Here is a 25402-nt window from a genome sequence, read left to right as displayed (position 1 = left end):
TTTTGGGACGATGATACTCGGATTCAGTGTGGGTCTCGCGGCCGTTCTCGTCGTCGTGGCGTTTCTCTCCGGTATCGGCATCACTGCGGTCGGTCCGGGCGGCATCTTCCTCACCGTGGCCCTGTTCGCGCTCACGTCGGTTACGCCGGCGACGGTCGTCGGCACCGCCAGCGCGACGTTCGTCGCCACCGGTCTGCTCGGGACGTTGACCTACATCCGTTCGGGCGAACTCTCGTCGTCGAGCGGCTGGCGACTGGCGACCGTCCTCTCGGTGACCGGCATCGTCGGCGCGCTGCTCGGCGTCCGGTTGAACGGCATCCTGCCGACGGAGCTGTTCGGCGTGCTCCTCGGCGTCTTCGTCTCGGCGACCGGCGTCCTCATCTGGTGGCGGACGCGGACGACCGTCGAGGCGACGCTCGACCCGACGACCGTCCGCGGCGTGGCCGTGGCGAGCGTCCTCGGACTGTTCGTCGGCACCGCCGGCGGACTGCTCGGCGTCGGCGGTCCCGTCCTCACCGTCCCGCTGCTCGTCGCCACCGGCATCCCACTGCTGGCGGCGCTCGGCGCGGCACAGGTGCAGTCGGTGTTCATCGCTGGGTTCGCCACCGCCGGCTACTTCGTGCAGGACGCCATCTCGGTCGAACTGGCCGTGTTGGTAGGCGTCCCAGAACTCGTCGGCGTCGTCGTCGGGTGGCGTGTCGCTCACATGGTCGACGAGACGCGACTGAAGCGGGTGTTGGCGGTCGTCCTCGTCGTCGTCGGTCCCTATCTCGCGCTCTCGGGGTAGCGTGACGTCACCGGTTCACTCGGTCTCCTAACCGCCGCCGTAGCCGAGTACTCCTTTTCCGCGCTGTGAGAGGGCTCTCCCGATGAACAGAAACAGAACTGTCACGCCGATGCTGGCTGCGACCTCCAGCGCGCCCGCACCGCCGGACGACTGCACCACCGACCAGACGAGCGTGAGGGCGTACAGGCCGGTCGCTACCGCGGCGAGATAGAACGCGAGACCGAGAAAGGCGAGGAAAGTTCGGATAGGGCCCATCGTCCTGACTCGTCGGCGAGGTCGGGAAACGTTTGTGGCCGGTCGACCCTCGGGCTGCGCTCAGGCGCGCTCGTAGTCGACGACCGTGACCGAGTCGTCGAGGGTCAACTCGAGGACGTCTCCGTCGAGCTCGATGCGGAGGTGGAGTCGCGGTTCCTCGCCGTCGACGAGGGTCTCCTCGGGATCGAGTAGCGGGAGCACCTCCCAGACGTACGTCTCCCGGAGGTCGATACCGGCGTCGAACAGAAACGACGTGACGGCCGGGTGGTTCATCACGACGCCGCCGACGTTCAGGTTCGTCCGGTCGCCACACTGCTGGCAGGTGAACCGAACGTCGAGTGCGTCCCGATACGCCGCCGGCTCGTCGTCCGTCAGCGCAGTGAGCCTTGCGTCGACGTGACCGTGACAGCGCTTACAGAATCCAACGCTGAGTTCGTGCGTCATCGTCAACAGGTGGTTGCTGAACACCTCCGGCATCCGATCCGGTTCGACGGTCGAGACCGAGACCGGCGAGATCGGCAGTTTCGCGATCAGTTCCTCGCACTCGGTGCAGGTCACGACGACCTGTCCCTCGTCGTACCGTGCCGCCAAGTCTCCCGAACAGAACATACAGCATCCGGCAGGAACCGGGCCGAGATCCAGCGTATCTGCCTCGGTGAAACTCCCCGACACGGCAACTCCGATCGCCTCTCGTCCGGCGTGGGTGAGCCGGTAGCCGTCGTCGGTCTTGCGGACGAACGACGGATGGAGGACGTTCAGATGATAGTTGAATCGGCCGGAGTCTCGGATACCGATCTCCGAATGCAGGTCGGCGAACGTGATCGGATCCGGATACTGTTCCCAGAGTTCCAGCAGGATCTCGATACGCAACTCGTTTGCGACCAATCCAAACACTTCTTCGAGTCGCTCGATAGGGACTTGTTCGTCTGCGACGCTGTCTCGGCGCTCGTCTCGTTTCATCAGTGCTGTCCTCTCCGACGCCTTTCCTATCGGATAGGATTCATAAAATCGTTTCTGAGAACACTTACACTGTCACGTCCGCTGGTTCTGACACGTGTCCGGTCGCCCTGCGACGGACGCAGTCCCCACTGGCCGGAGCGTGTGACCGACCGAGACCGGCGACAGCCGCTGCTCCGCGCTCGCGTCCGTACGGCGACCGCTGACCACCGCTCGCCAAAGATCATGAGTGACAACACTGAGACGACAGACGACAAGTCGAACGGAGCTTCGCAACCGGGCGACGAGATACGAACGGACGGCACGGGTATCGTCGCTCCCGACGACGAGACGCCGACGTGGCGCGAACGGAAGACGCGAAAGGCCGGTCTCCCCCGGTTGACGTACGAGTACTTCGAGCGGTCTCGCCGCGAGGACCAGGACCTTCGAACAGAGTCTGATTACGTCGAACGGGACGTCCTCGGCTTCCCGGCGTGGCCTCACGAGATCATCCGGAACCTCTCGATCGCCGCGTTCTTCGTCGGCATGATCTTCTTCCTGTCGGCGACGATGCCGCCACACATCGGTGAGCCCGCGAACGGCAGTGTGACCCCGAAGATCATCCTCCCGGACTGGTATCTCTACTGGTCGTTTGGGTTGCTGAAGCTCGGGCCGCTCAACCCCGGACTGGCCGCACTCGGCGGCGAGAAACTGCTGGGAGACCGTCCGTACGGCGTCCTCGCGAATCTCGTCGTCGTCGGCGCGATCGCCGTCGTCCCCTTCCTCAACAAAGGGTCCGCTCGGCGGCCGGTCGAACAGCCGTTCTGGTCGGCGGTCGGAGTCGGCGGCGTCGTCTTCGCCTTCACACTCAGCGTGTACTCGGCGAAGAACCTCGTCCCGATGGACCCGAGTCTCCTGTTCGACCTGACGTTCATCCTCCCGGTTCCGGCCGCCCTCATCAGCTACGCAGTGCTGAAGACGATGCGTGAGGGGTATATGTACGACCTCAACCGTCGATACTACCGGCTTCGACCGCCGAAGTAGCGCGCGGTCCGGCGTCCGAGAGGTCGTGGGTCGCGTTCCCTCGCAAACCGTGAGCGAAGAGACCGCCGGTTACTGCTCGAACCCGTCCTCGAAGACGAACCGTCCGTCACGCTGGACGACGTCGCCGTCGAGTTCGATGAACGAGTCTTCGCTCATGTCGACGATCATGTCGGTGTGGATGGCGCTGTCGTTGCCCTCCTTGCCCTCCGGGACGTTCTCGTCGATGGCGCGACCGATGGCCATGTGGACGGTGTCGCCCATCTTCTCGTCGAACAGCATGTTCTTGGTGAACCGGTCGATACCGCGGTTCATCCCGACGCCGAGTTCGCCGAGGCGACGCGCACCCTCGTCGGTGTCGAGCATCGACGTCAGCAGGTCCTCGTTGCGGTCGGCGCTGTGTTCGACGACTTCACCGCCTTCGAAGACGAGTCGGACGTTCTCGACTTCGCGGCCGTCGGTGACGAGCGGCATGTCGAACAGCACCTCGCCCTCGACGCTCTCGGGGTTCGGCGCGGTGAACACCTCGCCGGCGGGCACGTTGTGCTTTCCGTGGTCGTTGGCCGCACGCATCCCCTCGACGCTCATCCGGACGTCCGTCGTGTCGCCGCTCACGATGTGGACCTCCGACGCCTCGTCGAGCAGTTCGGTGAACTGCTCCTGGTGGTCGTACTGCTCCTGCCAGTCGCGGTTGATGGCGTTCCAGACGAACCCCTCGTAGGCGTCCGTCGACATCTCCGCGGCCTGTGCGTCGGCCTCTGTCGGGAACTGAGTCAACACCCACCGCTTCTCCATCCGAATCTCGTGTGTCTCTTTGTTCTCGCGTCGAATCGCGCTCATCTTCTCGGGGGCGACGTCGCTCAACTCGTGACTGTTGCGGTTCGCACGGATGGAGATTACCGCGTCCATCGCTTCGGTCATCGCCCGGTCGACGGCGTTCTCCGCGATGTCGTCCTCGTCGATGGCGTTCAGGTACGCCCGCATCGCGCGGGAAGATCCGAGACTCCGCGTCACGTTGGCACCGCGTTCACCGAGTTTCGCCGAGATGGCGACGACGAGGTCCTCGGCCTCCGGCGGCGCGGTGACGACGACCTCGTCGCCCCGCTCAGCTTCGATGCTGTAGTCGACCAGAATCTCCGCGTGTCGTTCGATTCGGGGATCCATACTCGGTGGTCTCTACCCCGACGTTTCAGTCTTTTCAGAAGCCGGTTTCTGTCGGAGAGCTGTCAACGAATGCGTCGAAAAGAGAGGGCCGAAGTCGGCGGGTCGACCTAGTTGTTCTGGACCAGTTCCACTCCGAACGACTCGCTGGCCGGTTCGTCGTCCGGCGAGAGGTAGCCGAGTGCGAACGCGCTGTAGACCGCGCCGCCCTCGAGCGTCACGTCGACCGTCGTGACGACCTCGCCGTCGTTCGAGTCGGTGTCACCGCGGATCTCGAGGGTGTAGTCGCCGGCGGGGACTTCCGCCGTTCCCGTCTCGCCGAACGCGACGCCGTCGAAGACGACCGTCTCGCCGTCGCCGGCGGTGACGTCGACGGCGGGTGCGTCGGGTGAGGCGTGGACCAGCGTCACCCGTGCGGACTCCGAGGCGGGGTCGCTGAGGTCGTCCTCGACGACGAGCGGCTGGAACTCCGTATCCTCGCTCGTCAACTCGCCGATCGCGGCGACGGTGTACGCCCCTGCGCCGACCTCGACGTCGCCCTCGAAGGCGACCGTCTCCTCGTCGCCCGCGGCGGTGATGGTGACCGTCCGCGTCCCGGTCGGAACGTCGAGGTAGTCGCTCACCGTGCGGAACGGGACGTCCTCGAGGACGACGTCGCCGTCGACGTAGACGTCGACGTTCGGCGCGTCCGGTGAGGCGTGTGCCACTCGCACCATCCCGGTCTCACCGTCCGGCGTCCCGGTCTCCGTCTCCGTCCCCTCGGGCGTCCCCGTCTCGGTGCCCATCGGCGTCTCCGTCTCGGTGCCCGCCGTGGTCTCTGTCGCTCCGTCTCCACCGTCGCCACCCGCACAACCGGCGAGTCCTCCGACGAGGACGAGACCGCCAGCAGCCTTGAGTACGTTTCGTCTTTGTGAGTTCATGTCGTCGACTCGAGTATAGTCGCTCTTGGAATCTGAAGGTTGTCCCAAATTCGGCCCGAAACAGTTCTGAATACCGTGACTAACTGTGTGGGTAAATACACAGTCTTTAGAAATAAACAGTCTCGAGACGGAGGTTTTCTCTCGTCGACCGCTCGGAGCGAGTGAACGCTCACTCGACCGTCGGGACGAAGTTCGGAGGACGCACACGCGGTTCGCCAGCGACGCGCGCGTCCGCGCTCTGCTGAATCACTCGACGTGTGGCTTCGGCATCAGATCCTCGAACGGCTGGGCGTCGACCCACTCCAGTAGCTGCACCAGTTGGGCCGTCGCCGCCTCGAACAGCCGTTCGCCCTTCTCGGCCGACGCGTCCCGCTGGTCGCCGAGGACGCCGTTGTCGGTGTTGTCGATGGCGTCGTAGAACGTGCTCGCGCCGTGGCGGATGGTGTCGGCGTCCTCGGGAAACCGCCGACAACCCCCCGTCGCGGCGTCCTCGATGCGGTCCTCTCGGACGTGTTCGCGGTCAAGATGCAGCAGCATCGACGTCTCCTTCGGCCCGCCGTGTGGGCCGGGCGTCTCGAACAGCTCCTCGACGAGTTCCGGGATCGACTCGTCCCACATCCACTCGACGCAGTACGCCTCGCGGTCGTCGCGGAGGCGGCGGCCGACCTCGCGCAGATGTTGGACGTTGCCGCCGTGAGCGTTGACGTAGACGACCCGGTCGACGCCGTGGTACGTCAGGTTCCGGGTGAGCGACTCGACGTAGTCGCGGAACTGCGGCGCGTCTACCCACATCGTCCCGTGAAACTGGCGGTGGTGCGGACTGACGCCGACGTTGACCGTCGGCGTACAGAGGAACCCGGTACGGTCGGCGACCTCCCGCGCCAGCGACTCGGCGATGACGTGGTCGGTCGAGAGCGGTAGATGCGGTCCGTGCTGTTCGGTCGACCCCAGCGGGACGACGGCGACGGACTCCGATGCGACGTAGTCACCGAGATCCGGCCACGTCTGGTCTGCGAGATACATGGTCGAAACTCGGAACGAACCTACAAGAAGGTGGGTCAGTCCGACGGGTTCGCCGGGTTCGTCGTCGCGTTCGATGCTCCCGCGGCGTTCAGACCGCTTCGTGCACGGTCGACGAGCAGTCCGAGCGCGACGGCGTGGAGCGTCCCGGCGACGGTCGTACTCAGCGCGGGACCCACCACGGGAACGAGCGCCGAGAGCGAGTAGACGACGCCGAGCGCCACGAGGAGGCCGAACACCGACCAGCCGATACCCGCCACGAGCGTCCAACTCCGCCGCGCGGCGGTCCGGAACCCGTCGCCCCGGATCAGGAGCGCCGGGAGGGCGAACAGGCGGACGCTCACGTAGTACGCCGGGACGAGGAGCACCAGACCGACGACGGCGCTCGCGCCGGAGAAGTTCACCGACGGCACCGCCGCGAGCGCGACGACGAACGCGCCGTACCGGACGACGCTGCCGACCGACAGCGGGACGTCGGTGACCCGGGCGACGACGACGCCGCCGGCGACGACCACCGCGAGCACGGAGAGCAGTTCGAGGCCGACGACCCACGCGAGATACTGCAGTTTCAGATCGACCAGCGCGTCGAGCGCCGTCGTCGTCCGCGACGTCCCCGTCGGGTACAGCGACGCTCTGACGGTGAATCCCTCCGAGAGCGAGTAGGGGGTGACCTGCACGGGGACCGGGTCGCGGACGCGGAGGTAGTCGACGCCCGCCAGCACGAGACCGGCGACGAGGAAGGGAAGGAGGAGCACAGGCGAACGCCCCGCCCGCCGGGCCGCGTCGCCGAGGAGTCCCGTCGCGGTGAGTCGCCGGTCGCGCGGCGTGGTCGGCGTCTGGGCATCGACGTCGGTCGCACCGTCGTCGACTGCGCTCATCGCCCCGCCTCCAGCGCGTAGACCGACCGATAGCCGCCGGCGAGGAACAGCACGCCGTCGCTCACCGCGGGTGTGCCGACGCCGTACTCCGCCTCGAAGCGCCAGTGGACGTCGCCGGTGTCGGCGTCGACCGCCACGAGTTCGTCGTAGCCGCGTGCAGAGACGTAGACGACGCCGTCGGCGACGACCGGGACCGTCTCGCCGGCGACGTTCGGCGTCCGCCACCGCTCCTCGCCGGTCTCCAGGTCGACCGCGTGGACGAACCGCTCGTCGGTGTTGGAGGTGACGAAGACCGTCCCCTCGGCGACGGCGACGGCCCCGTCGGTGACGTTGCCGCCGTGGTCGTACCGCCACCGTTCGCTCCCGTCTTCGCGGTCGAGCGCCGTCACGCCGGTTCTGTCGGGGACGAGGACTCCCTCGGCTGTCGCAGTCGGGGGGAGGACGCTCTGCTCTTTCACTTCGCTACGCCACAGACGCTCGCCCGTCTCCGTGTCGTACGCAGCGGCGCTGTTGGGCCAGTAGCTGACGTAGAGCGTGCCGTCGAGGACGGCGGGACGGCCGGGGTGGCCGCCGTAGCTCTCTCTCCCGACCTCTGTCGACCAGTGCTCCCGGCCGTTGCTCGGGTCGACGGCGGCGAGTCTGTCCGCCGAGGCGTCCGCGACGTAGACGACGCCGTCGACTGCGACGGGCGGCGAGGCGGTGGGTGGGCCGAACGTGGAGAACTCGGGTTCGTCGCCGCCCTGCCACCAGCGCTCGAAGCCGACCCGTCGGCCGAACAGTTCTCTGCCGCCTCGCGCGTTCAGACCGACGTACCCCCGAGCGCCGGCGAGAACGAGCGTCTCCGAGGTGTACGCCTCGGCAGGTGCGACGGCGGGACTCGACCGGTAGGGGCCTTCGTGGTGAAAGCGGACGTCGCCGCGTTCCGGGCCCAGCGCGGCCACGCCGCCGCCGACGACGTACAGCGTGTCGTCGACGAGGATCGGCGAGGCACGTCCGCCGCGGAAGTCGTCGAGTTCGACGCGCCACTTCTCTCGTACGGTCGGTCCCGGTCCCGTCGCATCCGGGTCGTAGCCCGTTCCGGCGGGGTCGCAGCGTTCGAGCGGCCAGTCTGTGAACGTCGACTCGGACGTAGCCGACTGTGCGTCGCCGGTCGTCGCGAGCAACGAACTGGAGAGACCGCCGGCGACGACGGCCGACCCGACACCGAGGAGCGACCGACGGGAGGGAGAATCGAGGACCATATCCCCGGCTACAGAGCAACCGGACAAATAGCTGACGTCGGCGGCGCCGAAAGCCGCGGGTTCGTCACCCTTTTTGTACCGGCACCCGACTCTCCAGGTATGTTTGGAGGCGGCGGTATGAACCCGCGGAAGATGAAGCAGATGATGAAGCAGATGGGCATCGACGTGACGGAGCTCGAAGCCGAGGAGGTCATCATCCGAACCGAAGACGAAGAGCTCGTGTTCTCCGGTGCGCAGGTCACCCGGATGGACGCGCAGGGACAGGAGACCTACCAGGTCGTCGGCGAACCCGAGTCGCGCCCCCGGGGTGCGGGCGGCGACGCCGGCGGCGCGAGCGCCGTCGAGGCCGGCGAGCAGGACGAGAGCGCATCCGAGGCAGATTCGGAGATCCCCGACTCGGACGTCCAGATCGTCGCCCAGCGCGCGGGCGTCGGTAAGGACGAGGCGCGCGAAGCGCTCGAAGCCGAGAACGGCGACCTCGCGGCCGCCATCTCGCGACTGGAGTGATCCTCCTCGTCCACGGCGACCGGGAGTATCTCCGTGCACCGGGTGGGGAGCTCCACACCGACCTCGGCATCGTCGACATCCCCGAAGACGTCGAACCCGGACAGGTGCTGGAGTCACATCTGGGCGACGAGTTCGTCGTCCGGGAACCGCGCGGACCGGACCTGTTCAACCACTTCGAGCGCACCGGCGCGCCGATGATGCCTCGCGACGTGGGTCTCGTCGTCGGTCACACCGGGGCGGCGATGGGTGACCGCGTCCTCGACGCCGGCACCGGGACGGGCGTCCTCTCGGCGTACCTCGGGCGTCTCGGCGCCGAGGTGACCACCTACGAACGCGACGCCGAGTTCGCCGACGTCGCCCGCGAGAACATGGAACTGGCCGGCGTGGCTGACCGCGTCGACGTCCGCACCGGCGACGTCACCGACCACCTCGAGGAGCTCTCGGGGTTCGATCTGCTCACGCTCGACACGGAGAACGCGCCGGAGGTCGTCGAACGCGCGCCGGACCTCTTGGTCTCCGGCGGCTTCGTCGCCGTCTACTCGCCGTTCGTCGAGAACTCCCGCGCCTCGGTGGAGGCGGCGCGCGAGGCGGAGCTGACGGACATCGAGACGTTCGAGACGATCCAACGACAGATGGACTTCGGCGAGCGAGGGTCGCGCCCGTCGACGGCGGGCGTCGGTCACACGGCCTACCTCACGTTCGCTCGCTACGAGTAGAATACAGACTATCGTCAGCAACAGACTTTCTTTCATTTGTCTGTAGTTGGCAAATAGTTATGTTCTCTGCTCACCTACTCTTCTTTGACCATGAGCGTCAACGACACGTCATCCGACTCTGAATCGATGTCTGGAGCGACCCGAACGTGGCCCGAACTCGCCGAGGGACTGTACGAGCGACTGACGGGCAGAGAAGCCGAGATCAGCTACGAGTTCGAAGAGATGGAAGTCGACGTCCCCAGCCACGCGGGTGACGATGCCGACCACGCCCATTGGCGACTGAACGGAACACTCCGAATCCGAACGCGTGACCAGAGCCAGAAAGGCAAGCGCGGCCAGTCGTGAGTATCGACGAGCGCTCGCGTTCCGAACGCGCGCTCGACGTCACCGCCGATCTGACGATCAGCCTCGCCGGCACTGATGTCCACATCACGGGGTACGGTGACCTCGTCGTCGTCGACGCACCGGACCTCCGAACGGCTCTAGAGTTGCTCCGTGGGACCGACAACGTCCCGTCACAGCTCGTCGAACGAGGGTTGGTCCGAAGTGACGTGACTGTCGACGTCAGAGTCCGCGGTGGCAGCATCGCTCGCGCCGGTCCGGATATCCGACCAGGCCTCGTCTCCCGCGTGCTCGGCGTCGACCCTGCTCGGGTGGACCTCGGGGGCGTCGTCTTGGCGGCACTCGGGCGGTGAAGGTGCGGTCCACGAAACGAACGACGGCTAGTTATCCAAGACAGCTAGTTATCCAGACAGTGACCAGCCTCGAACCGTTCGTCTGCGAGGAACACTGTTTCGTCACGGACTTCCACCTCGATCGCGTCGAGCATCGATCCGCGGCACGGCCCGCGAGTACAGAAGCCGTCGTCGCAGTCGAAACGAGCACCGTGTTTGTGGCAGACGAGTTGTCCGTCGTTGACGAGCGCGCCGAACCCCTTGTCCAACCGAACCTCCGGTTCGTGCGGACAGGAGTTCTCCCACGCGAGAACGTCGCCGTCGGTCCGCTGGAGAATGCCCTCGACGCCGTACTGTCCGTCGTACACCTCGAATCGGAGCGTTCCGTTCGTGGGGATGTCTTCGACCGCGGCGAGATAGTGGGGATCGCTCTTGGGGTCGGTGGTCTCCTCGCTGGCGAAACTGTCGGTGTCGTCGACACCGTCCCCGTCTTCGCCGCTCGTCTCTGAAGCCGTCTCGTTCCCTCGCACTGCGAACCGGAACGTGGCATCGTCGACGTCGAGTTCTCCTTCGTCGTCGTGAACGCGGACGGTCCGCTCGTCGTTCTCCGTCTCGAGTGTCACTCGAGCAGGGTCGCGCATGAGGCAAAATTGTTAGGCCGGCCTAAAATAGCTGTCGTCATCACGGAACGCGTCGTTTCGAACGACGCGTCGCTTCGAACGGCCGGTTCCGAGCGGGCGCTCAGTCCTCTTCTTCCTCTTCTTCCTCTTCTTCCTCTTCTTCCTCTTCTTCCTCTTCTTCCTCTTCTTCCTCTTCTTCCTCTTCTTCCTCTTCTTCCTCTTCGACCGCGATCTCCGCTTCCACCTCGATGGACACGCCCTCGGCGTCCAGTTCTGCCTCGACCTCTTGTTTGCCGCTCGTCTCGATCTCCAGTTCCTCGGTGTCGACTTCGACCTCGACTTCGAGGTCGACGGTCACGTCGCGCTCGGTCATGGGAGTTCGTCACCGTTCGTGAGTGATAGGTGTGTCGGCCGCGGCGAACGTTCCAATGCCATCGATAGTCACGCAGTTCTAAGACGGTTGCCGCCGTACCATGTGTGTGATGAGCAAACAAGCAAAGGTCAGACAACAGGCAGGAACAGTCGAAACGAGTCCGGCGCTCCGACTCGATCAGGAGAAGGCCGAACAGCTCGTCGACGCGCTGAACACGGACCTGGCGGCGACGTACGTGCTGTACCACCAGCTGAAGAAGCACCACTGGAACGTCGAGGGTGCGGAGTTCCTCGAGGTCCACGAGTTCCTCGGGGAGGCCGCCGAAGAGGCAGAAGAGGCGGCCGACGAACTCGCAGAGCGCGTGCAGGCGCTCGGCGGCGTCCCGATCTCGGGGATGAAAGACCTCCAGGAGGCGGCACCAGTCTCGCCCGAGGACAACGACGTCTACGACGTCCGGACCTCGCTGTCGAACGATATGGAGATGTACGGCGACATCATCGAGACCGTCCGCGAACATATCGAACTGGCGACGAGCCTCGGCGACCACGCCACCGCCGAGATGCTCCGTCTCCACCTCGTCGAACTCGAAGAGTTCGCCCACCGAATCGAACACTACCTCGAAGACGATACGCTCGTGCTCGAAGAGGCGACGCACTGAGACCGGACGGAGAGGTCGATCCGCTCACGGGCGTTCGACGGCCCGGATCAGCTCGAACAGTTCGTCGCGGAACCGTTGCGGGGAGAGCTGCTCTCGGACGGCGTCGGTCGTCTCGCCCGCGGGGTCGTGAACGTGTGTCGGATACGCACCGCCCGCCAGGAGGAAGTCACCGTCGACCTGCCAGACCGCGAGCCACCCTTGGACGCGGAGTTCGACTCCGTCGCCGAGCGGATACGCTCCCTCGTAGGCCGCGAGTCGCGCGTCGGCACCGTCGACGGAGAAGGATCGCTGGCTCGTCTGCTCGACGCTCGTGAACCCGCGGTCGCGCAGTCGCCCGGCGAAGTCTTGGGCGACGCGATCGGTCACCAGCCGTCGGAGCGCCTCCGACTCGGGTGGCTGCGGCCGGAGAACGACGTGACTCGTCAGGAAGAACCGTCCCGGCCCGTCGACTCCCGTCTGCTCGCGGAGCGCCGCCGCGAGGTCGGGGTCCTCGTAGACGGTCGTGTGTGCAGTCACCGTGACGAACGTGACGTCGAACGGCGTCTCGGTCCGCTCGTCGACCAGTCGCCAGCCGTCTAACAGTTCGGTAGGGACGGCTGGCGTCGACGACATCTAGTGGTCGTCCTCACGCCACTTGTGTTCGCACTCGGTACAGACGAAGAAGCGTGTCTCCGACTCGTCGGCAGAGCGGATCTGCTGCATGTACCAGTACGCGCGGTCGTTGCCACACTCCGGACAGTGGACCGTCGTCGTTGGCAGCCCCTTGTCCTCGGCGTCGCTGACGTCGACGACCTCGCTCTCTTCTTGCCCCTGCGTCGTCACCATCTGTGCCTCCTTGGCGCTGTCGCGAAGCTTCTCGTACCCACAGCTCCCACAGACCCACTTGTCACCGTTCGTTTTCATCATTGAACCGCACTCGTCGCAGAATTCCATATTTGGCTAATCACTCTCCTCTCGCACTTAAACCCCCGGATTCGGTCGTGTCACGGACGTCGGACCGGACGACCGCTCAGGCGTCACCCTCTGACTGTCCGGGTTCGCCCACCGCCTCGATAGGGAGCGTGTTGTTCAACTCGGCGTACAGTTCGTCCGGGTTGTGGAACGACTCCGCCCGTGCGTCCGAGACGAGTTCGCCGAGGTTGGCCTCGCCGTCGGCGAGCTGCACCCGCGTGTCCGAGAACTCGGCGGCCGCCTCCTCGCGCGAAACGGGGTACTGGAGGGTCTCAAAGAGCGATTCGACTCGGCTGAGCTTCACCGTATTCATAACGATTTTTTATTCGGGTCCCGAACACTTAGCTTCGCCGGTACCATCAGCCTGTTCGGACTGTCAAACCGGCTGAGACGATCCGAGACCGGCGATCTGACGGATCTCTCTCATCCGGTCTGCCGTTCGTCGGACCTCTCGTCCACCCACGTCCGTTCGCGGGTCTCGGTCTCGACGGAGAAACTCCCACAGACCGGACAGACGTGATACTGGACCCGGTGGCGTGTGCCACATCGCTCACATTCGTAGGCTGCGTCCGACTCGCTCCCGAGCCGACGTGCGAGCAACGTGATGGGATTCATGGCTCCACATCGGACAGTTTCGTCTTTGTTATTCAGATGGTAAGTCTACTTTCTCGACTCGAACTCGGCGTCGCGAGAGGTAACCCGTGGCTACTCGAACTCGGGATCGCGGTTCTCGACGAACGCGGCGGTCCCCTCCCGCTGGTCGTGCGTGCCGAACAGACCGCTCCACGCCCGGCGTTCGTAGGCGAGGCCAGCAGCCTGCGGTTCTTCGTGGACCAGATTCAGCGCCTCCTTCGCGGTCTGCATCGCGTACTTCGGCTTGGCGGCGAGTTCGCTTGCCATCTCGGCGACGTGGTCGTCGAGTTGGTCGTGAGCGACGACCTCGCCGACGAGTCCGTACTCGTAGGCGTCGCTGGCGTCGATACGCTCGCCGAAGAAGACGAGTCGCCGTGCGCGCTCGTCGCCGACGAGTCGCGAGAGTCGCTGCGTGCCGCCCCACCCGGGGACGATACCGAGGTCGATCTCCGGTTGGCCGACGACGGCGCGCTCGCTCGCGACCCGGAGGTCACAGGCCAGCGCCACCTCACAGCCGCCGCCGAAGGCGTAGCCGTTGACGGCGGCGATGACCGGGGCCGGGAACGACTCGATTCTGTCGCAGACGCGGTGGCCGAGTTCGGCGTACGCCTGCGCCTCCGGCGTCGTGAGGTCCTGCATGTAGCTGATGTCCGCCCCCGCGATGAACCCCTCGTCGCCCGCGCCGGTGATGACGAGGACGCGCGCTCCCCGCGACTCGGCCTCGTCGAGCGCCTCCTCCATCGCCTCGAGCGTCTCGACGTTGAGCGCGTTCAGTTTGTCGGGGCGGTTCACGGTTAGCGTGGCGACGCCGTCGTCGTCGACGTCGAGTGTCAGGGTGTCCCAAGACATGTGCGAGCGGTCGTCGGGAACCGTCATAACCGTTGGGCAGGCGGCGGTCACTAGATACGGAACTCGTAGTCGAGCGTCGACCGGAATCTCCCGAGCGCGTCGGTAGCGGCGTGCAACTCGTCCGACGTCTCGAAGCGGAGTCATGTCGGCGGGTCGGTGCCGACGTGTTCGAGGACCCGCCGCACGAGTCGGTGGGTCGGGGAGGGCGTCGTCGGTGGGAAGTCATCGGTTGCAGCGCCGTCGGTCAGGTTGACCGTTCCAGAACGTAAATATGTCCTCGACGCAGACACGCAGACAATGGCACTCACCGAGGAGGAGGAAGAACGGCTCGGCGACATCGTCCGCCTCCAGCCGACGAAGAACAAGGAGCTCCAGAAGCGGTGGGAGTTAGAGAGCGGCAGCGAGGTCCACCAGTACCTCGAGAACCACCTCAAAGAGTACTACTACCGCGACGACAACAGCCTGATCCGGGCGACCGCGGAGGCGGCGGAACTGCTCGGTATCGACCCCGGCGTCGAGAGCGAGGACGAAGAGGAGGGCGGCGTCCCGAGCGTCATCCGCGTCCCCGAACTCGAGTCGCAGGTGTTCCAGGTCGTCGCCGGCCCCGACGAGCGCTCCGAGAGCGTCGTCAGCGTCCTGAACAAACTCCGCGAGCGGTTCGACGTCGACCCCGAGGCACAGGAGGTCCGCAGCGCGCTCCAGAGCCTCCGCCGCAAGGGCGTCGTCGAGGTCGTCTACCGAACCGTCCCGACGTTCAAACTCGCCGTCGAACGCGACGCGGTCGAGGTCGAAGTCGTCTGAGCTGTCACTCTACCTGCCCCGTCCGGATCCCACCCACACCCAGCGCCGCAAGTCCCCGTCCACAGGCGTAGCCGACGACGAACAGTGGTGCGAACGAGAGATACGCACTCCAAACGCCAGGCTCGACGACGTCGTCGAGACCGCCGAACTCTCCGAGTATCTGACTGTAGAACGTGAGAAACACGCCGATGGCGGTGAGCGCGACGAGACGTCCGACCGACTCGCGGCCGCCGAGGAGAACGTTACGGAACGGGTTCGAGGGCATGCGGGCGGCTTCTCGACAGGGGACTAACCGCTTTACGTTCCACTCACTCGACGTCCCGCTCCCGAACCCACTTACGTCGCCGTTCCAACAACTGCTTGATACCCTTCCCGGGACCGCCCTCGATGGGCCACCCCTTCGTCCGCCACTGCGGCGGTTCGGGCGAGAACTCCGGACAGGACCCCGAACACTCCGCGGCCGTCTGCCCGCGCTCTTTCGCCGCGCACCACGGCACTAGCGCATGGCCCTCGCGTCGCAGTTCGAAGTGGCGGCAGTCCGGCCGCATCGTGTCGTGGAACGACCGCCAGCCCTTCCCGTAGGCGCGTTCGGCGATGGCGAGTCGCTTCTCGGCCTTCTCGTCGGCCTCGAATCGCTCGCCACCCGTCGTCGGGTCCAGTGAACTCGGATACCACGCGACGTCGCCCACGTCGGCGTGGACCCCCTCGGCGAAGTCGAGTGTGAGAATCCCCACTTCGACGGGCATCGACTCCAGCAGTGCGGGTTCGACGCTGTCCTCCGTCGCCGTCGTCGCCACCCACACCTCGTCGGCGAGCGCCGTCTCGACGTCGTGGGCCAGTTGGTCGGAGAGCGCACGGGCGGCGCTGGCGTCGAGGTCCGGTTTGTGCTCGACGGCGACGATCCGCTCGACCCAGTCGGGGTAGGGCGCGACCCGCCGGATCTCGACCTTGTTGCCGTTCTTGCGCTTTTCGACGACGCCGCGGGCCGCCGCCCGGTGGACCGCCGCGAGAACGTAGCGCCACGGGTAGCCCGGGTGCGGGAGCGCGTCGCGGTACCACGCCCACTCGGTCGGGGCGTTACGAACGACGTGCAGCAGGTCCGAGTCCAGTGCGTCGGTCCCGAACTGTCGGCGGGCAGCGAGCGCTTCGGGGTCGGCTTCCACGACGACGGTGTCCCAGCGTCGCTTCTGTGTGCCCAGTTGTCTGGAGACGACGACGGCCGAGTCGCGTCGCTCCTCGGGCGGCCACGCCAACTCGGCCCAGCGACACGCGAGGAGTTCGAAACCGAACTCCGCGTCGCCGTAGGTCACGGGCGGGTCCTCCCGATATCGAGAGCGCCGTCGCTCGTCGCGGCGACCGCGAGGGGTGGCGAACGCGACATGGCCCGGTCAGCCGAGGTACGTCTTCGACCCGTCCTCTTCGTCCTCCTCCATCAGGTCGTCGAGGTACTCGTGTGCCTTCTTCAGGATGTCGCGCGGTCCGTCCTGCGTGATGGTGTTGATCGCCTGTTCGTAGTCGCGCCACTGGAGGTCGCGGTGCTCCTTCGAGAGCTCTGCGCTGGCCTCGAACGAGCGGGCGATGAACAGGTGGACTGTCTTGTGGATCGTCTTGCCGTTCGCCTCGAACACGTAGTCGTACTCCTCGCGGAAGCCGTCGATGAGGCGGAAATCGCCGATCCCTGCCTCCTCTTTGACCTCTCTGATCGCCGTCTGCTGAAGCTCCTCGTCCCCCTCGACCCCGCCTTTCGGGAACTCCCAGTCCCCGGGACGGCTCTTCAGGAGCAGATACTCCCGTCGGCCGCGGGTATCGCGGAAGAGGATGGCTCCAGCACTGACCGCTTGTACCGTCATTGCCGGATGTAATTCGCGGGACGTTAAGAGAATATCGGACTCTCGACCCACGACACGGGGTGATTCCAGAGACTGTCTCGCATGGACCTATGTGCTGGTGTCACGACCCCGGACGGTGTAGATGCGTTTTTGTGGCTGCGTGACCGCAGTTGATGGTAGTTACCCAGCCTATGACCTTCGTAACCAAACTCAGTTTTCAGAGCGGTGACCGCGCCGTCCTCGACGACGTGGTGTCCGACCTGAAAGCCATGATCGAACGCAAAGGCGCGGAGTGTAAAGGACCGCACTCTGAACCGCCAGAGCGGATCCGCGTCCCGCAGTACCGAGATCTCGGAGTCGGCGACGAGTTCTCCTCGTGGGACTACACAGTGTACGCCCGCAAGCTCGAGATCCACGGCGCCGACCACATCGCCCGCGAGGTGGGCCACATGGAGTTCCCCGCGAGCGTCCACGTCGAGATCGAAGTCGAACAGAAGAAACCGCTCGGCCACCGGCAGAACTGACTTCCCGTTCTTTCGAGCGCTATCGCCCGGGCCAGCACGAGCGCTATCGCCGGATTCACGACCGCCGACCGAGACTGCGACGACACTCGCGTGATCTGGGCGGTGAGGAGGTCGGCGGGAGCGACGTCGAATCGGACTGGGAGTCGTGGTCGCCGGAGACACCCCGGTGTGTCCGCGTCCTACCGGACGACCGTCACTGGAACAGGCGACCGACGGAAGACCGTCCTCGCGACGTTTCCGATGAACAGTCGGTCCGCGAGGCTCCCCCCGTGGCTCCCGATGACGACCGTATCGAAATCTCCGGCCCGACCGACGATTGCGCGCGCCGGGTGACCCATCTCGACGGCGGTGTCGACCTCGATGTCGTATTCGGCGGCTACCGCTTCGGCACGGTCGAGCACGTCGCGCGCGTGCTCTTCGGCCGCCGCTTCGATGTCGTCCGCCAGAGCGATGCTGGTCGCTCCGCCCAGCATCGTCGACGGTTCGCCCACCACGTGTATGACGGTTATCGCGGCGTCCGGGTGGGCCTCGAGCGCGTATCTGAGTGCACGCTCTGCCATCTCAGAGTCGTCTATCGGGACGAGAACACGCGAAATCATACGGTATCTACAGTGGATGCGAGAATAAGCTCTTGGTACGTCATCTCGTCACACACGACGACACCCGAATCACCACCAGAACGTAAAGAGTACCCAGAAGGTGACGTACGCACCACCCGTCGAGAGGACCGGGACGAGGTTCTGCATCAGGATCACCCGTCCGGTCGTCGAGGGGTCGAACAGGTCGGCAGCGGCCGGAATGTCCTCCGGTTCCTCTTCGCCGATCTGGGGGGCCGCTTCACCGGGATGCTCGGCTGCCAGCGCCCCGACGGAGACGTCCGGTTCCTCCTCGCCCCGGATCGCCTCGGAGACGGTCACCGTCCGGGTCGCTCGCCCCCAGCCCAGTCCGATGATAGACATCGTCGCGATAATCACGAACGAGGCGGGGATACCGACCGCCGAGAGTCCGATCACGATCCCGGAGGCGACGACAGCGACGACGATCGCTGCCGTCAACGGGAGGTCGGTGAGGTCGTTTCCGAGGGTGTCGAGCGTGCGGCGAGCGATCGTGAGCGCGCCGACGGTGACGGCGGCAGAGCCGAGCAGAATCAACGGATTCATCTCGACTCCGGCGCCGTACAGCGGTGCGATCGCGTTGGCGATGTTCGAGGTTCCCGACGAGAAGGCCATCAGACAACCGATGGCGACGAGGATTCCGGTGCCGACGAGTTCCCGCTTGGTCGTGTTCGGCCCTAGTGTCGGTACCGGAACGGCTCTCGAACGGTCGGCTTCGAGCAGTGCACCCTCACTGGTCGTGACCGCGATCCAGCGGTTGAGAGTCGGGTAGACGTATCGGCCGATCATCACCGACAGCCAGAATCCGACGAGAGGTGCGACGACCCACCAGACCGCGATCTCGCCCATCACGGCCCAGTTGAGTTCACCCGTCGCGACCCCCAGACCGGCGATCGACCCGACTGCAGTCATCGACGTCGACGCGGGGACGCCAGCGTAGTTACCGACGAACAGCGCTCCACCGATGAAGAAGAGCACGACGATGCTCGTCTCGACAGTGAAGACAGCCGGGTCGTACATGAGGTCCCGTCCGAGCGTGTTGACCACTCGCCGACCGATGGTCCACGCACCGACCAGGAAGAAGACCGACATAAGCATCCCGGCGACCAGTTTCGAGAGTACACCCGCGCCCACTGCCGGTCCGAACGCTGGACCCGTAGTCGACCCGCCGATGTTGAACCCGACGAACAGCGCTACCACGACACCGATGCCGATGAGGATCTCGACCATGGTCAGGAGCGTGCCCCTCTCCCGTTGTACGTCTCGTCACTGTCACTGCCCGTCGAACACGTCGATCGCAGTCCGCGGCTCACTCTCATCCGGTCTCATCTCCCGACTCCGCGTTGCTCTCCGTTTCGTCGCGTCTCTCGTCCGCTGGACGACCTCCCTCCTCGCCGACCTGCTCTTCGATCTCGTCTTTTCGTGGTCGTCTATCGATCCGTTCGTTGACCGCTCTGAGCTGTTCGACTATCGATTCGATCTCCTCGGAGAGCGTCTCCTCGACGTTCTCGGTCACTTCCTGTGTGACCTTCTCTCCGACGCTCTCTGTCACCTCTTCGGCAACTCTCTCTTCGACACTCTCGGTTACTTCTTCGGTAACCTGCTCTCTGACGTTCTCCCTCACTTCCTCGCTGACTTGCTCTCCGACGCTCTCGGTCACCTCCTCGGTGAGAGTCTCCTCGATATTCTCGGTCACCTCTTTGGTCATCCACTCCGGGTCGAAGCGTGCCATCTTCCAGACGACGTGGATGATGTAAGAGACGAGGGCACCCAGCCCGAACGCGATTCCCACACTGGTCCCGACGGTGAGGATGAGCACGATCGAGAGGAAGAGTACCACCCCGTACGAGAGGTCGATGATGAAATCGACGCGGTTGGGATTCATCACATCACACCCGGTGATTTGCTTAATTTTCGCCCGTAGAATAACTAAACTGCGGAAGAATGTGCCTTTTCGGGACTAAATTCAATCGTTCGCGACGAGAGAGAAGCCGATCCGATGGTCGTCACGGAGACACTGACCGTCGTCGGACGACCTCGCCCGACTGCGGGCATACTTGTGTCTCGCCCGTCGAGTAGAGGTATGGCTGCCTCACACGTGCTCGTTCCGTTGGATGGGTCACCGCTGGCGGACGAGGCACTGGTTCGTGCACTCGAACTGTTCGACTGCCGGATCACCATGTTGAACGTCGTCACGCCGCTCGATAGCTCGATGAGCGAGAGTGGGGTAATCGACACAGACACGTCTCGGCGCGAGACTGCCCACGAACGGGCCGACGAGCTGATTGCGAGGGCGAAGCGACGGGCCGCAGACGAAGACCGGAGTATCGAGGCGACGGTCGAGACGGGCACTCCAGCCGAGACGATTCTGGCCTACGTTGACGACCACGACGTCGACCACGTCGTCATGGGGAGTCACGGCGGCCCACAGACACTCGCCAGCCGTCTTCTCGGGACGGTCGCCACGACCGTCGTCAGCGAGGCACCGGTGACGGTGACCGTCGTCCGATAGGAACTACACGACGAGGACCGACGCGAACAGTCGATAGAGACCGAACCCCAGAACGACCGACGCGACGAGCGTGAGGAGCCAGAAGACCAGCGTGGTCCCTATCTTCCGTCGAGAGACGCCTGCGGATCCGCCGGCGAGTCCGCCACCGATGACCCCGGAGATGATGATGTTGTTGAACGAGATGGGGATGCCGAGTACGATGGCGATCTGCGCGACGATGAACCCCGGGACGAGCGCAGCGATAGAGCGCCGGATGCCGAGCTGTGCGTACTCACGAGACGTCGCCTGAAGAAGCCGCGGGGAACCCATCCACGCACCACCGAGAATGCCCACAGAGCCGACTGCCAACAGGAGGATTCCCGGCAGTCCGAGTTCGGTCTGATAAAGGTTCTCCAGCGGACCGGTTGCCAGCCCTACCTGACTTCCACCGCTGGTGAACGCGACGATGCTCCCGAGGACGAGCAGGAACGTCTTGACGCCACGGTCGACAGAAGCCTGCGTCCGCCGGCGGATGACCCGAAAGCTCGCCGCCGCGGCGAGGAGCGTCGTGACGACGGCGACGACGTCGACCTCGGCGACGGGCGGGACTCCCACGACACGCGAGACGAACCCGGCTATCGAACCCTGTTCCGTACCGGCGGGAGCGGGAATGACGCTCAGTCGGATGTTCGCGACGATACCGCCGACTACTGCTGCCAACAGGGGAATACTCACGGTCTCGGGAACGTCGTCGCGCCGCAACAGGGTGGCCGTGGAGTACGCTAGCCCGCCGGATACGGGCGGGACCAGCAGCCAGAAGACGGCGATGCGGCGGTAAGTGTCGAACGCGGGCGCACCACCCAGCGACAGACCGACGCCGACCATCGCGCCCGTCGTCGCAAACGCGGCTGGAACGGGGTATCCGGTGTAGATGCCGAAGGCCATGAACGCTGTCGCGGTTAGCAGTCCTGCGGTCGCTGCCAGCGACGTGATGGCGACGCCGCTGATGAGTCCCGCACCGATCGTCTCGGAGATACTTCCGCCCTGCGTGAGCGCGCCCAGCGCGGCGAGAATGCCGATGAGGAACGCAGCTCGCATCGTCGAGATCGCGTTCGCACCGATGGCGGGTGCGAACGGTGGTGAGTTACTGTTCGCTCCGAGTGCCCACGCCGTGCCGAGGCTGGTGATCGTGGCTAACAGGAACAGCGCCCAGAACGTCACCCCGACCATCGCCCTACCGTTCCTCCGCGCCCGTGGTTCGACCCACCGACCACGTCGCCTTCGGCGTACGACGTGCTGGTGCGGTCGTGCGGACGAACGGTCGATAGCCGACGCTGTTGCACTCGTGGGCGGTCACTTCATCTGCGGACATCCCGACTGTGGAGACGCGGGCCCCCGAGCTATCGTTCGACTGATGTATATCGCCACGGATGCGCCGTACAGCCATAGCCTGCTCCTTGGACCCGTCGACTAAAGTAGTTAGTCGAAGTCGAAGTCAGGTCACGACGACCGTCCGCCCGGCACTGACCGTCGAGACGGGATATCGAAAAGCGGCGTCCGTCGCTACTCTTCCTCGTCGAAGACGGAGAGTAACTCGCCGCTCCCCTCGTGTCGCTGGGTGTCGAACTCGGTGACGCGGATTCGGACACGCCTGTCGACGAGGGGGCGTCCGTCCTCGACGTCCAGCAGGCTGATGACCGTGTCGCCGATGCGGACGATGGGCGTCGATCCGTTCGTCCCGGTGACGAACACGGTGAGTTCGTCGCCGACCGCGTAGTCGGGCGTGCTCGTTCGGAACGTCCAGCCGGCCAGCAGTTTGTCGAAGTTCATACGCGACTCACCTCCTCGCTCTGGCGGTCCGGAACGTACTCGCGGCCGAAGCCGGTCCACGCGGCGATGATAAAGACGCCGACGAGGAACCAGCCGTGGAACACGTACGGAAACACCGACGCCGGGTTCACCAGCATCTCCTGGGTGAACCACGGCGTCGCCTGCGAGTTGACGAGGTTCTGCATCGCGCCGTAACCGGCGAGCAGGCCGCCGCCCCACGGGAAGATGTACCCCAGCGCGGAGGTGTTGGCGTCGAGGATGTTCGCGCGGCGGTAGCCGTTGATGTTGAACCGTTCACCGAGGTTGCGGATGTACGGTGCGATGGCGATCTCGGCGGCGGTGTTGATGGTGACCGTCGCGTTGACGAGCGCCGTCCCGAGCACCATCGTCAGCTCCGCGCGTCGGACCGTCGTGGCGACGCTCTGGACGAGGAAGTCCTGGATCGCGTCGAAGCCGCCGCCGGCGCGCATGATCTCGGCGCTGGCGACCAGCAGGACGGTCAGGACGATGAGTGGGAAGAAGCCCGACGCACCCGTGTAGAGGCTGCCGCCGACGCCGGCGTCGGCCGGCGCGACGGGGACGATGAACGCGCCGACGAGAGGGATGGCGTCGAGCTGCGACACGAGCGCGGCGTTCTCGGGCGCGTTGAACGCGATCATGTCGCTCGGACCGGCGAGACCGAGCACGAGGTTGAGCACTACGGAGACGACGAGTCCCCACGAGACGGCTTCGATGATGTGTCGACCGGCGACGGCCGTCGCGATGACGACAGCGATGGAGAACAGGTGGACGAGACCGACTGGACCGACGCCTGCGGCGACGTCGCCGCCGACGTTCATCGGCTGGCCGGCCATCTGCGCGCCGGCGACGAGGTAGCCGACGAACGCGAGCGCGGCGGCGACGATGGCGTACTTTACGCGCGAGGCAACGACGCCGCCGATGTCGGCGTTCTGCGTCACCGCCGAGACGATCGTCGTGTCGCTCACCGGTGCGAGGTTGTCGCCGAAGACGGCTCCCGAGAGGATAGAGCCGAACATGAGCACCGGGTCGGCCCCGATGAGGATGCCGGCCGGGAAGACGAGACCGGTGAAGGCGATGGCGGTCCCGTAGCCGGTGCCGATGCCCGTCGCGAGCAGGGCGGCGAAGAGGAACGTCAACGCCGGGAACAGGGCGGCTCCGACGCTCAACGCCGTCGCGGCCCACACCAGACCGTCGACGAAGCCACCGACCTGGATAGTCTGGGCGAACATACCGGCCCAGAGCCAGGCGACGATAGCCGTCGCGGCCACCCGTCGCGTCATCCCCTCGAAGATGACGTCGGCGTAGTCCTTCCACGGCCCCTTTACGAGGAAGAGCCCGACGATAAGGCCGACGAGCATCCCGATGACTAGTCCTGTCGTGTCGCCGATACCGAGCAGCCCAGACTGGACGATCGCCCAAACGATGAAGAAGGTGATCGGCAGGGCGCTGACGAGTCGCCCCCCGCGGAACCTGAGCTGCGTTTCGGTCGACGGATTGGATTCGACGTCGCTCATCTATTGGTGGAAATACCGATGACTGTATAAAACCGTGCGGAATTCAACTTTTGTCGCTCGGAGATGCACTCCCGTCTGACGACGTGTACGAAACGTCGACACCTCGCCGTCACTCGTCCACTGGGACGTCACTACTTTTGACCGCCTCTCGAACCCGAAGACGGGGTATACGCTCGTATCTTTATCACCGAGGGCACCATCCCACCAGCCATGAGTCAACTCTCCGAGGAACTCGTCGAGTTCCGTCGCGACCTGCATCGACATCCCGAACCGGCCTGGCGAGAGTTCTACACCACCGCTCGCATCGTCGACGAACTCGAGAGACGCCCGCTGGACGAACTCTACGTCGGCGCGGAGGTGCTCGGCGGCGAACGACTGTCGGTCCCGGACGACGCGGAACTCGCGGAGTGGCTCGAACGGGCCCGCGCTGCCGGCGCACGCGAGGACGTCCTGACCAAACTCGAGGGCGGGTACACCGGTGCCGTCGCCGTCCTGAAACGCGGCGAGGGGCCGACGGTCGGCCTCCGCGTCGACATCGACGCGCTCCCGATCCGCGAGTCCGACGCGGACGACCACGCGCCCGTCGCCAGCGGGTTCCGCTCGGAGCACGAGGGCTACATGCACGCCTGCGGCCACGACGGCCACGCGACGCTCGGCCTCGGCGTCGTCGACGCCGTTCTCGACAGCGACTTCGAGGGGACGCTGAAACTGTTCTTCCAACCGAGCGAGGAACTCATCTCCGGTGGGAAGCCGATGGCCGAGAGCGGCCACCTCGACGACGTCGACTATCTGCTCGCAGTTCATCTCGGCCTCGACCACCCGACCGGCGAGATCGTCGCCGGCATCGACGGCTTCCTCGCGGTGCATCACTTCCGTGCGGACTTCTCCGGTCACCCGGCGCACGCCGGAGCCAAACCCGAGGAAGGCGACAACGCCGTACTCGCGATGGCGACGGCGATCCAGAACCTCTACGGTATCTCGCGACACTCCGACGGGGCGACCCGGGTCAACGCCGGTCTCGTGGGCGGCGGGACGGCGACGAACATCGTCCCCGAGGAGTCGTTCATCGAGGGCGAGGTGCGCGGCGAGACGACCGAACTGATGGAGTACATGCGCGAGAAGGCCGAACGCACCCTGCGCTCGGCCGCCGAGATGCACGGCTGTGAGGTCGAGGTCACCACCGAGGGGATGGCTCCGAGCGCCCGCAGCGACGACGCCGTCAGGAACGCCGTCGCCGACGTCGCCGGAACGACCGAGGGCGTCACCTCCATCCTCCCAACCGACGCCCTCGGCGGCAGCGAGGACGCGACCTACCTCATGCAGCGCGTACAGGAGCACGGCGGGAAGGCGGCCTACGTCGGCGTCGGCACCGACCACCCCGGCGGCCACCACACGAGCACGTTCGACGTCGACGAGGACTCGCTCGGCATCGGTATCGACGTGCTCTCGGGGACGATTCTGCGACTAGCCGAGGAGCGTCCCTGAGTCGGAGGACGGCCTCCAGAACCTGTCGTCCGGTTCGCTGTTGTACGGGTCTCAGTCCGACGAGACGGCAGTA

Annotated in this window: 35 protein-coding genes; 11 read left to right on the top strand and 24 right to left on the bottom strand. The window is 65.5% G+C overall.

Features of this window, described 5'->3' with window-relative positions; genetic code table 11:
• Positions 1-10 precede the first annotated feature (10 nt).
• Positions 11-787: a sulfite exporter TauE/SafE family protein gene (locus BSG17_RS11675; protein ID WP_089824230.1), complete on the top strand. Its 777-nt coding sequence runs from the start codon at positions 11-13 to the stop codon at positions 785-787.
• 27 nt (positions 788-814) lie between these two features.
• Here the strand turns inward: BSG17_RS11675 and BSG17_RS11670 are convergent, their stop codons facing one another.
• Both BSG17_RS11670 and BSG17_RS11665 read right to left on the bottom strand, forming a co-directional pair.
• Positions 815-1042, bottom strand: coding sequence for a hypothetical protein (locus BSG17_RS11670; protein ID WP_089824229.1), 228 nt, complete (start codon positions 1040-1042; stop codon positions 815-817).
• Between the two features lie 60 nt (positions 1043-1102).
• The gene (locus BSG17_RS11665) at positions 1103-2002 is read right to left on the bottom strand and encodes a DUF7351 domain-containing protein (protein WP_089824227.1); all 900 of its coding nucleotides are present in this window, start codon (positions 2000-2002) and stop codon (positions 1103-1105) included.
• Positions 2003-2224: 222 nt separating this feature from the next.
• On the opposite strand from BSG17_RS11665, the gene BSG17_RS11660 reads away from it, so the two are divergent.
• A complete protein-coding gene (locus tag BSG17_RS11660) occupies positions 2225-3022 on the top strand; it encodes a cytochrome b family protein (protein ID WP_089824705.1) in 798 nt (265 codons plus the stop codon).
• A 69-nt stretch (positions 3023-3091) separates the two neighbouring features.
• Here BSG17_RS11660 and BSG17_RS11655 read toward each other — a convergent pair whose 3' ends face one another.
• From BSG17_RS11655 to BSG17_RS11635, 5 genes are all read right to left on the bottom strand, one after another.
• Positions 3092-4183 (bottom strand): aminopeptidase, encoded by a 1092-nt coding sequence (locus tag BSG17_RS11655; protein ID WP_089824225.1) that lies wholly within the window; start codon positions 4181-4183, stop codon positions 3092-3094.
• Positions 4184-4290: 107 nt separating this feature from the next.
• Positions 4291-5100: a DUF4397 domain-containing protein gene (locus tag BSG17_RS11650; protein ID WP_089824223.1), complete on the bottom strand. Its 810-nt coding sequence runs from the start codon at positions 5098-5100 to the stop codon at positions 4291-4293.
• A 246-nt stretch (positions 5101-5346) separates the two neighbouring features.
• Positions 5347-6123, bottom strand: coding sequence for a creatininase family protein (locus tag BSG17_RS11645; RefSeq protein WP_089824221.1), 777 nt, complete (start codon positions 6121-6123; stop codon positions 5347-5349).
• Positions 6124-6158: 35 nt separating this feature from the next.
• Entirely contained in the window at positions 6159-6998 is an 840-nt protein-coding gene (locus BSG17_RS11640) for a hypothetical protein (protein ID WP_089824220.1), read from the bottom strand.
• The gene (locus tag BSG17_RS11635; RefSeq protein ID WP_089824218.1) at positions 6995-8239 is read right to left on the bottom strand and encodes an outer membrane protein assembly factor BamB family protein; all 1245 of its coding nucleotides are present in this window, start codon (positions 8237-8239) and stop codon (positions 6995-6997) included. The genes BSG17_RS11640 and BSG17_RS11635 overlap by 4 nt, the downstream gene beginning before the upstream one ends.
• 99 nt (positions 8240-8338) lie before the next feature.
• Between BSG17_RS11635 and BSG17_RS11630 the strand changes: the two genes are divergently transcribed.
• The 4 genes from BSG17_RS11630 to BSG17_RS11615 all read left to right on the top strand — a co-directional run bounded on the left by BSG17_RS11630 (position 8339) and on the right by BSG17_RS11615 (position 10157).
• Positions 8339-8746 (top strand): nascent polypeptide-associated complex protein, encoded by a 408-nt coding sequence (locus BSG17_RS11630; protein WP_089824216.1) that lies wholly within the window; start codon positions 8339-8341, stop codon positions 8744-8746.
• The gene (locus BSG17_RS11625) at positions 8743-9462 is read left to right on the top strand and encodes a tRNA (adenine-N1)-methyltransferase (RefSeq protein WP_089824214.1); all 720 of its coding nucleotides are present in this window, start codon (positions 8743-8745) and stop codon (positions 9460-9462) included. Before BSG17_RS11630 ends, BSG17_RS11625 begins: the two co-directional genes overlap by 4 nt.
• A gap of 90 nt (positions 9463-9552) precedes the next feature.
• Complete coding sequence (locus BSG17_RS11620) at positions 9553-9807, top strand: hypothetical protein (RefSeq protein ID WP_089824212.1); 255 nt, start codon at positions 9553-9555, stop codon at positions 9805-9807.
• Positions 9804-10157, top strand: coding sequence for a hypothetical protein (locus BSG17_RS11615; RefSeq protein ID WP_089824210.1), 354 nt, complete (start codon positions 9804-9806; stop codon positions 10155-10157). The genes BSG17_RS11620 and BSG17_RS11615 overlap by 4 nt, the downstream gene beginning before the upstream one ends.
• Positions 10158-10201: 44 nt before the next feature.
• Here BSG17_RS11615 and BSG17_RS11610 read toward each other — a convergent pair whose 3' ends face one another.
• Together BSG17_RS11610 and BSG17_RS26995 are read right to left on the bottom strand one after the other, a co-directional pair.
• Positions 10202-10777, bottom strand: coding sequence for a Rieske (2Fe-2S) protein (locus BSG17_RS11610; protein WP_089824208.1), 576 nt, complete (start codon positions 10775-10777; stop codon positions 10202-10204).
• A 100-nt stretch (positions 10778-10877) separates the two neighbouring features.
• On the bottom strand, positions 10878-11129 hold the full coding sequence (locus tag BSG17_RS26995) for a hypothetical protein (protein ID WP_089824206.1): 252 nt from the start codon (positions 11127-11129) through the stop codon (positions 10878-10880).
• 109 nt (positions 11130-11238) lie between these two features.
• Between BSG17_RS26995 and dpsA the strand changes: the two genes are divergently transcribed.
• Positions 11239-11787 carry a DNA starvation/stationary phase protection protein DpsA gene (dpsA, locus tag BSG17_RS11600; protein WP_089824204.1) on the top strand — a complete coding sequence of 183 codons (549 nt, stop codon included), beginning with the start codon at positions 11239-11241 and terminating at the stop codon, positions 11785-11787.
• A gap of 24 nt (positions 11788-11811) precedes the next feature.
• Here dpsA and BSG17_RS11595 read toward each other — a convergent pair whose 3' ends face one another.
• The 5 genes from BSG17_RS11595 to BSG17_RS11575 all read right to left on the bottom strand — a co-directional run bounded on the left by BSG17_RS11595 (position 11812) and on the right by BSG17_RS11575 (position 14220).
• The gene (locus tag BSG17_RS11595; RefSeq protein WP_089824202.1) at positions 11812-12399 is read right to left on the bottom strand and encodes a DUF6517 family protein; all 588 of its coding nucleotides are present in this window, start codon (positions 12397-12399) and stop codon (positions 11812-11814) included.
• Positions 12400-12720 (bottom strand): transcription factor S, encoded by a 321-nt coding sequence (locus BSG17_RS11590; RefSeq protein WP_089824200.1) that lies wholly within the window; start codon positions 12718-12720, stop codon positions 12400-12402.
• Between the two features lie 76 nt (positions 12721-12796).
• Complete coding sequence (locus BSG17_RS11585) at positions 12797-13051, bottom strand: DUF5789 family protein (RefSeq protein WP_089824198.1); 255 nt, start codon at positions 13049-13051, stop codon at positions 12797-12799.
• Between the two features lie 110 nt (positions 13052-13161).
• Entirely contained in the window at positions 13162-13353 is a 192-nt protein-coding gene (locus tag BSG17_RS11580) for a hypothetical protein (protein ID WP_089824196.1), read from the bottom strand.
• A gap of 90 nt (positions 13354-13443) precedes the next feature.
• Positions 13444-14220, bottom strand: coding sequence for an enoyl-CoA hydratase/isomerase family protein (locus BSG17_RS11575; protein WP_089824703.1), 777 nt, complete (start codon positions 14218-14220; stop codon positions 13444-13446).
• Between the two features lie 297 nt (positions 14221-14517).
• Here BSG17_RS11575 and BSG17_RS11570 point away from each other — a divergent pair, with 297 nt between their 5' ends.
• Entirely contained in the window at positions 14518-15021 is a 504-nt protein-coding gene (locus BSG17_RS11570) for a DUF5797 family protein (protein WP_089824194.1), read from the top strand.
• 4 nt (positions 15022-15025) lie between these two features.
• On the opposite strand, the gene BSG17_RS11565 is transcribed toward BSG17_RS11570, so the two are convergent.
• From BSG17_RS11565 to BSG17_RS11555, 3 genes are all read right to left on the bottom strand, one after another.
• Positions 15026-15286 carry a hypothetical protein gene (locus BSG17_RS11565; RefSeq protein ID WP_089824192.1) on the bottom strand — a complete coding sequence of 87 codons (261 nt, stop codon included), beginning with the start codon at positions 15284-15286 and terminating at the stop codon, positions 15026-15028.
• Between the two features lie 43 nt (positions 15287-15329).
• A complete protein-coding gene (locus BSG17_RS11560) occupies positions 15330-16331 on the bottom strand; it encodes a DUF5787 family protein (RefSeq protein WP_089824191.1) in 1002 nt (333 codons plus the stop codon).
• A gap of 78 nt (positions 16332-16409) precedes the next feature.
• Positions 16410-16871 carry a bis(5'-nucleosyl)-tetraphosphatase gene (locus BSG17_RS11555; protein WP_089824189.1) on the bottom strand — a complete coding sequence of 154 codons (462 nt, stop codon included), beginning with the start codon at positions 16869-16871 and terminating at the stop codon, positions 16410-16412.
• A gap of 170 nt (positions 16872-17041) precedes the next feature.
• Here BSG17_RS11555 and BSG17_RS11550 point away from each other — a divergent pair, with 170 nt between their 5' ends.
• Positions 17042-17374, top strand: a complete 333-nt coding sequence (locus BSG17_RS11550; protein ID WP_089824188.1) for an uS10/mL48 family ribosomal protein — start codon at positions 17042-17044, stop codon at positions 17372-17374.
• 179 nt (positions 17375-17553) lie between these two features.
• Here BSG17_RS11550 and BSG17_RS11545 read toward each other — a convergent pair whose 3' ends face one another.
• The 3 genes from BSG17_RS11545 to BSG17_RS11535 all read right to left on the bottom strand — a co-directional run bounded on the left by BSG17_RS11545 (position 17554) and on the right by BSG17_RS11535 (position 19873).
• Complete coding sequence (locus tag BSG17_RS11545) at positions 17554-17973, bottom strand: universal stress protein (protein ID WP_089824186.1); 420 nt, start codon at positions 17971-17973, stop codon at positions 17554-17556.
• 69 nt (positions 17974-18042) lie between these two features.
• Positions 18043-19218 carry an inorganic phosphate transporter gene (locus BSG17_RS11540; protein ID WP_089824184.1) on the bottom strand — a complete coding sequence of 392 codons (1176 nt, stop codon included), beginning with the start codon at positions 19216-19218 and terminating at the stop codon, positions 18043-18045.
• A gap of 85 nt (positions 19219-19303) precedes the next feature.
• Positions 19304-19873 (bottom strand): hypothetical protein, encoded by a 570-nt coding sequence (locus tag BSG17_RS11535; RefSeq protein ID WP_089824182.1) that lies wholly within the window; start codon positions 19871-19873, stop codon positions 19304-19306.
• A gap of 198 nt (positions 19874-20071) precedes the next feature.
• Here BSG17_RS11535 and BSG17_RS11530 point away from each other — a divergent pair, with 198 nt between their 5' ends.
• Entirely contained in the window at positions 20072-20500 is a 429-nt protein-coding gene (locus tag BSG17_RS11530) for a universal stress protein (protein ID WP_089824180.1), read from the top strand.
• A gap of 3 nt (positions 20501-20503) precedes the next feature.
• Here BSG17_RS11530 and BSG17_RS11525 read toward each other — a convergent pair whose 3' ends face one another.
• The 4 genes from BSG17_RS11525 to BSG17_RS11515 form a co-directional block, all read right to left on the bottom strand.
• Positions 20504-21709 carry an inorganic phosphate transporter gene (locus tag BSG17_RS11525; protein ID WP_089824179.1) on the bottom strand — a complete coding sequence of 402 codons (1206 nt, stop codon included), beginning with the start codon at positions 21707-21709 and terminating at the stop codon, positions 20504-20506.
• 4 nt (positions 21710-21713) lie between these two features.
• Positions 21714-21926 (bottom strand): hypothetical protein, encoded by a 213-nt coding sequence (locus BSG17_RS25980; protein ID WP_139246596.1) that lies wholly within the window; start codon positions 21924-21926, stop codon positions 21714-21716.
• A 116-nt stretch (positions 21927-22042) separates the two neighbouring features.
• Positions 22043-22309, bottom strand: a complete 267-nt coding sequence (locus BSG17_RS11520; RefSeq protein WP_089824177.1) for a DUF7513 family protein — start codon at positions 22307-22309, stop codon at positions 22043-22045.
• Positions 22306-23844 carry a Na+/H+ antiporter NhaC family protein gene (locus BSG17_RS11515; RefSeq protein ID WP_089824174.1) on the bottom strand — a complete coding sequence of 513 codons (1539 nt, stop codon included), beginning with the start codon at positions 23842-23844 and terminating at the stop codon, positions 22306-22308. Before BSG17_RS11515 ends, BSG17_RS11520 begins: the two co-directional genes overlap by 4 nt.
• Positions 23845-24054: 210 nt before the next feature.
• Between BSG17_RS11515 and BSG17_RS11510 the strand changes: the two genes are divergently transcribed.
• Positions 24055-25329 (top strand): amidohydrolase, encoded by a 1275-nt coding sequence (locus BSG17_RS11510; RefSeq protein WP_089824172.1) that lies wholly within the window; start codon positions 24055-24057, stop codon positions 25327-25329.
• The last annotated feature ends 73 nt before the right edge of the window (positions 25330-25402 follow it).

Source organism: Halogranum amylolyticum (genome assembly GCF_900110465.1).
GTDB lineage: Archaea > Halobacteriota > Halobacteria > Halobacteriales > Haloferacaceae > Halogranum > Halogranum amylolyticum.
This window is presented reverse-complemented; position numbering and strand designations above follow the sequence as displayed.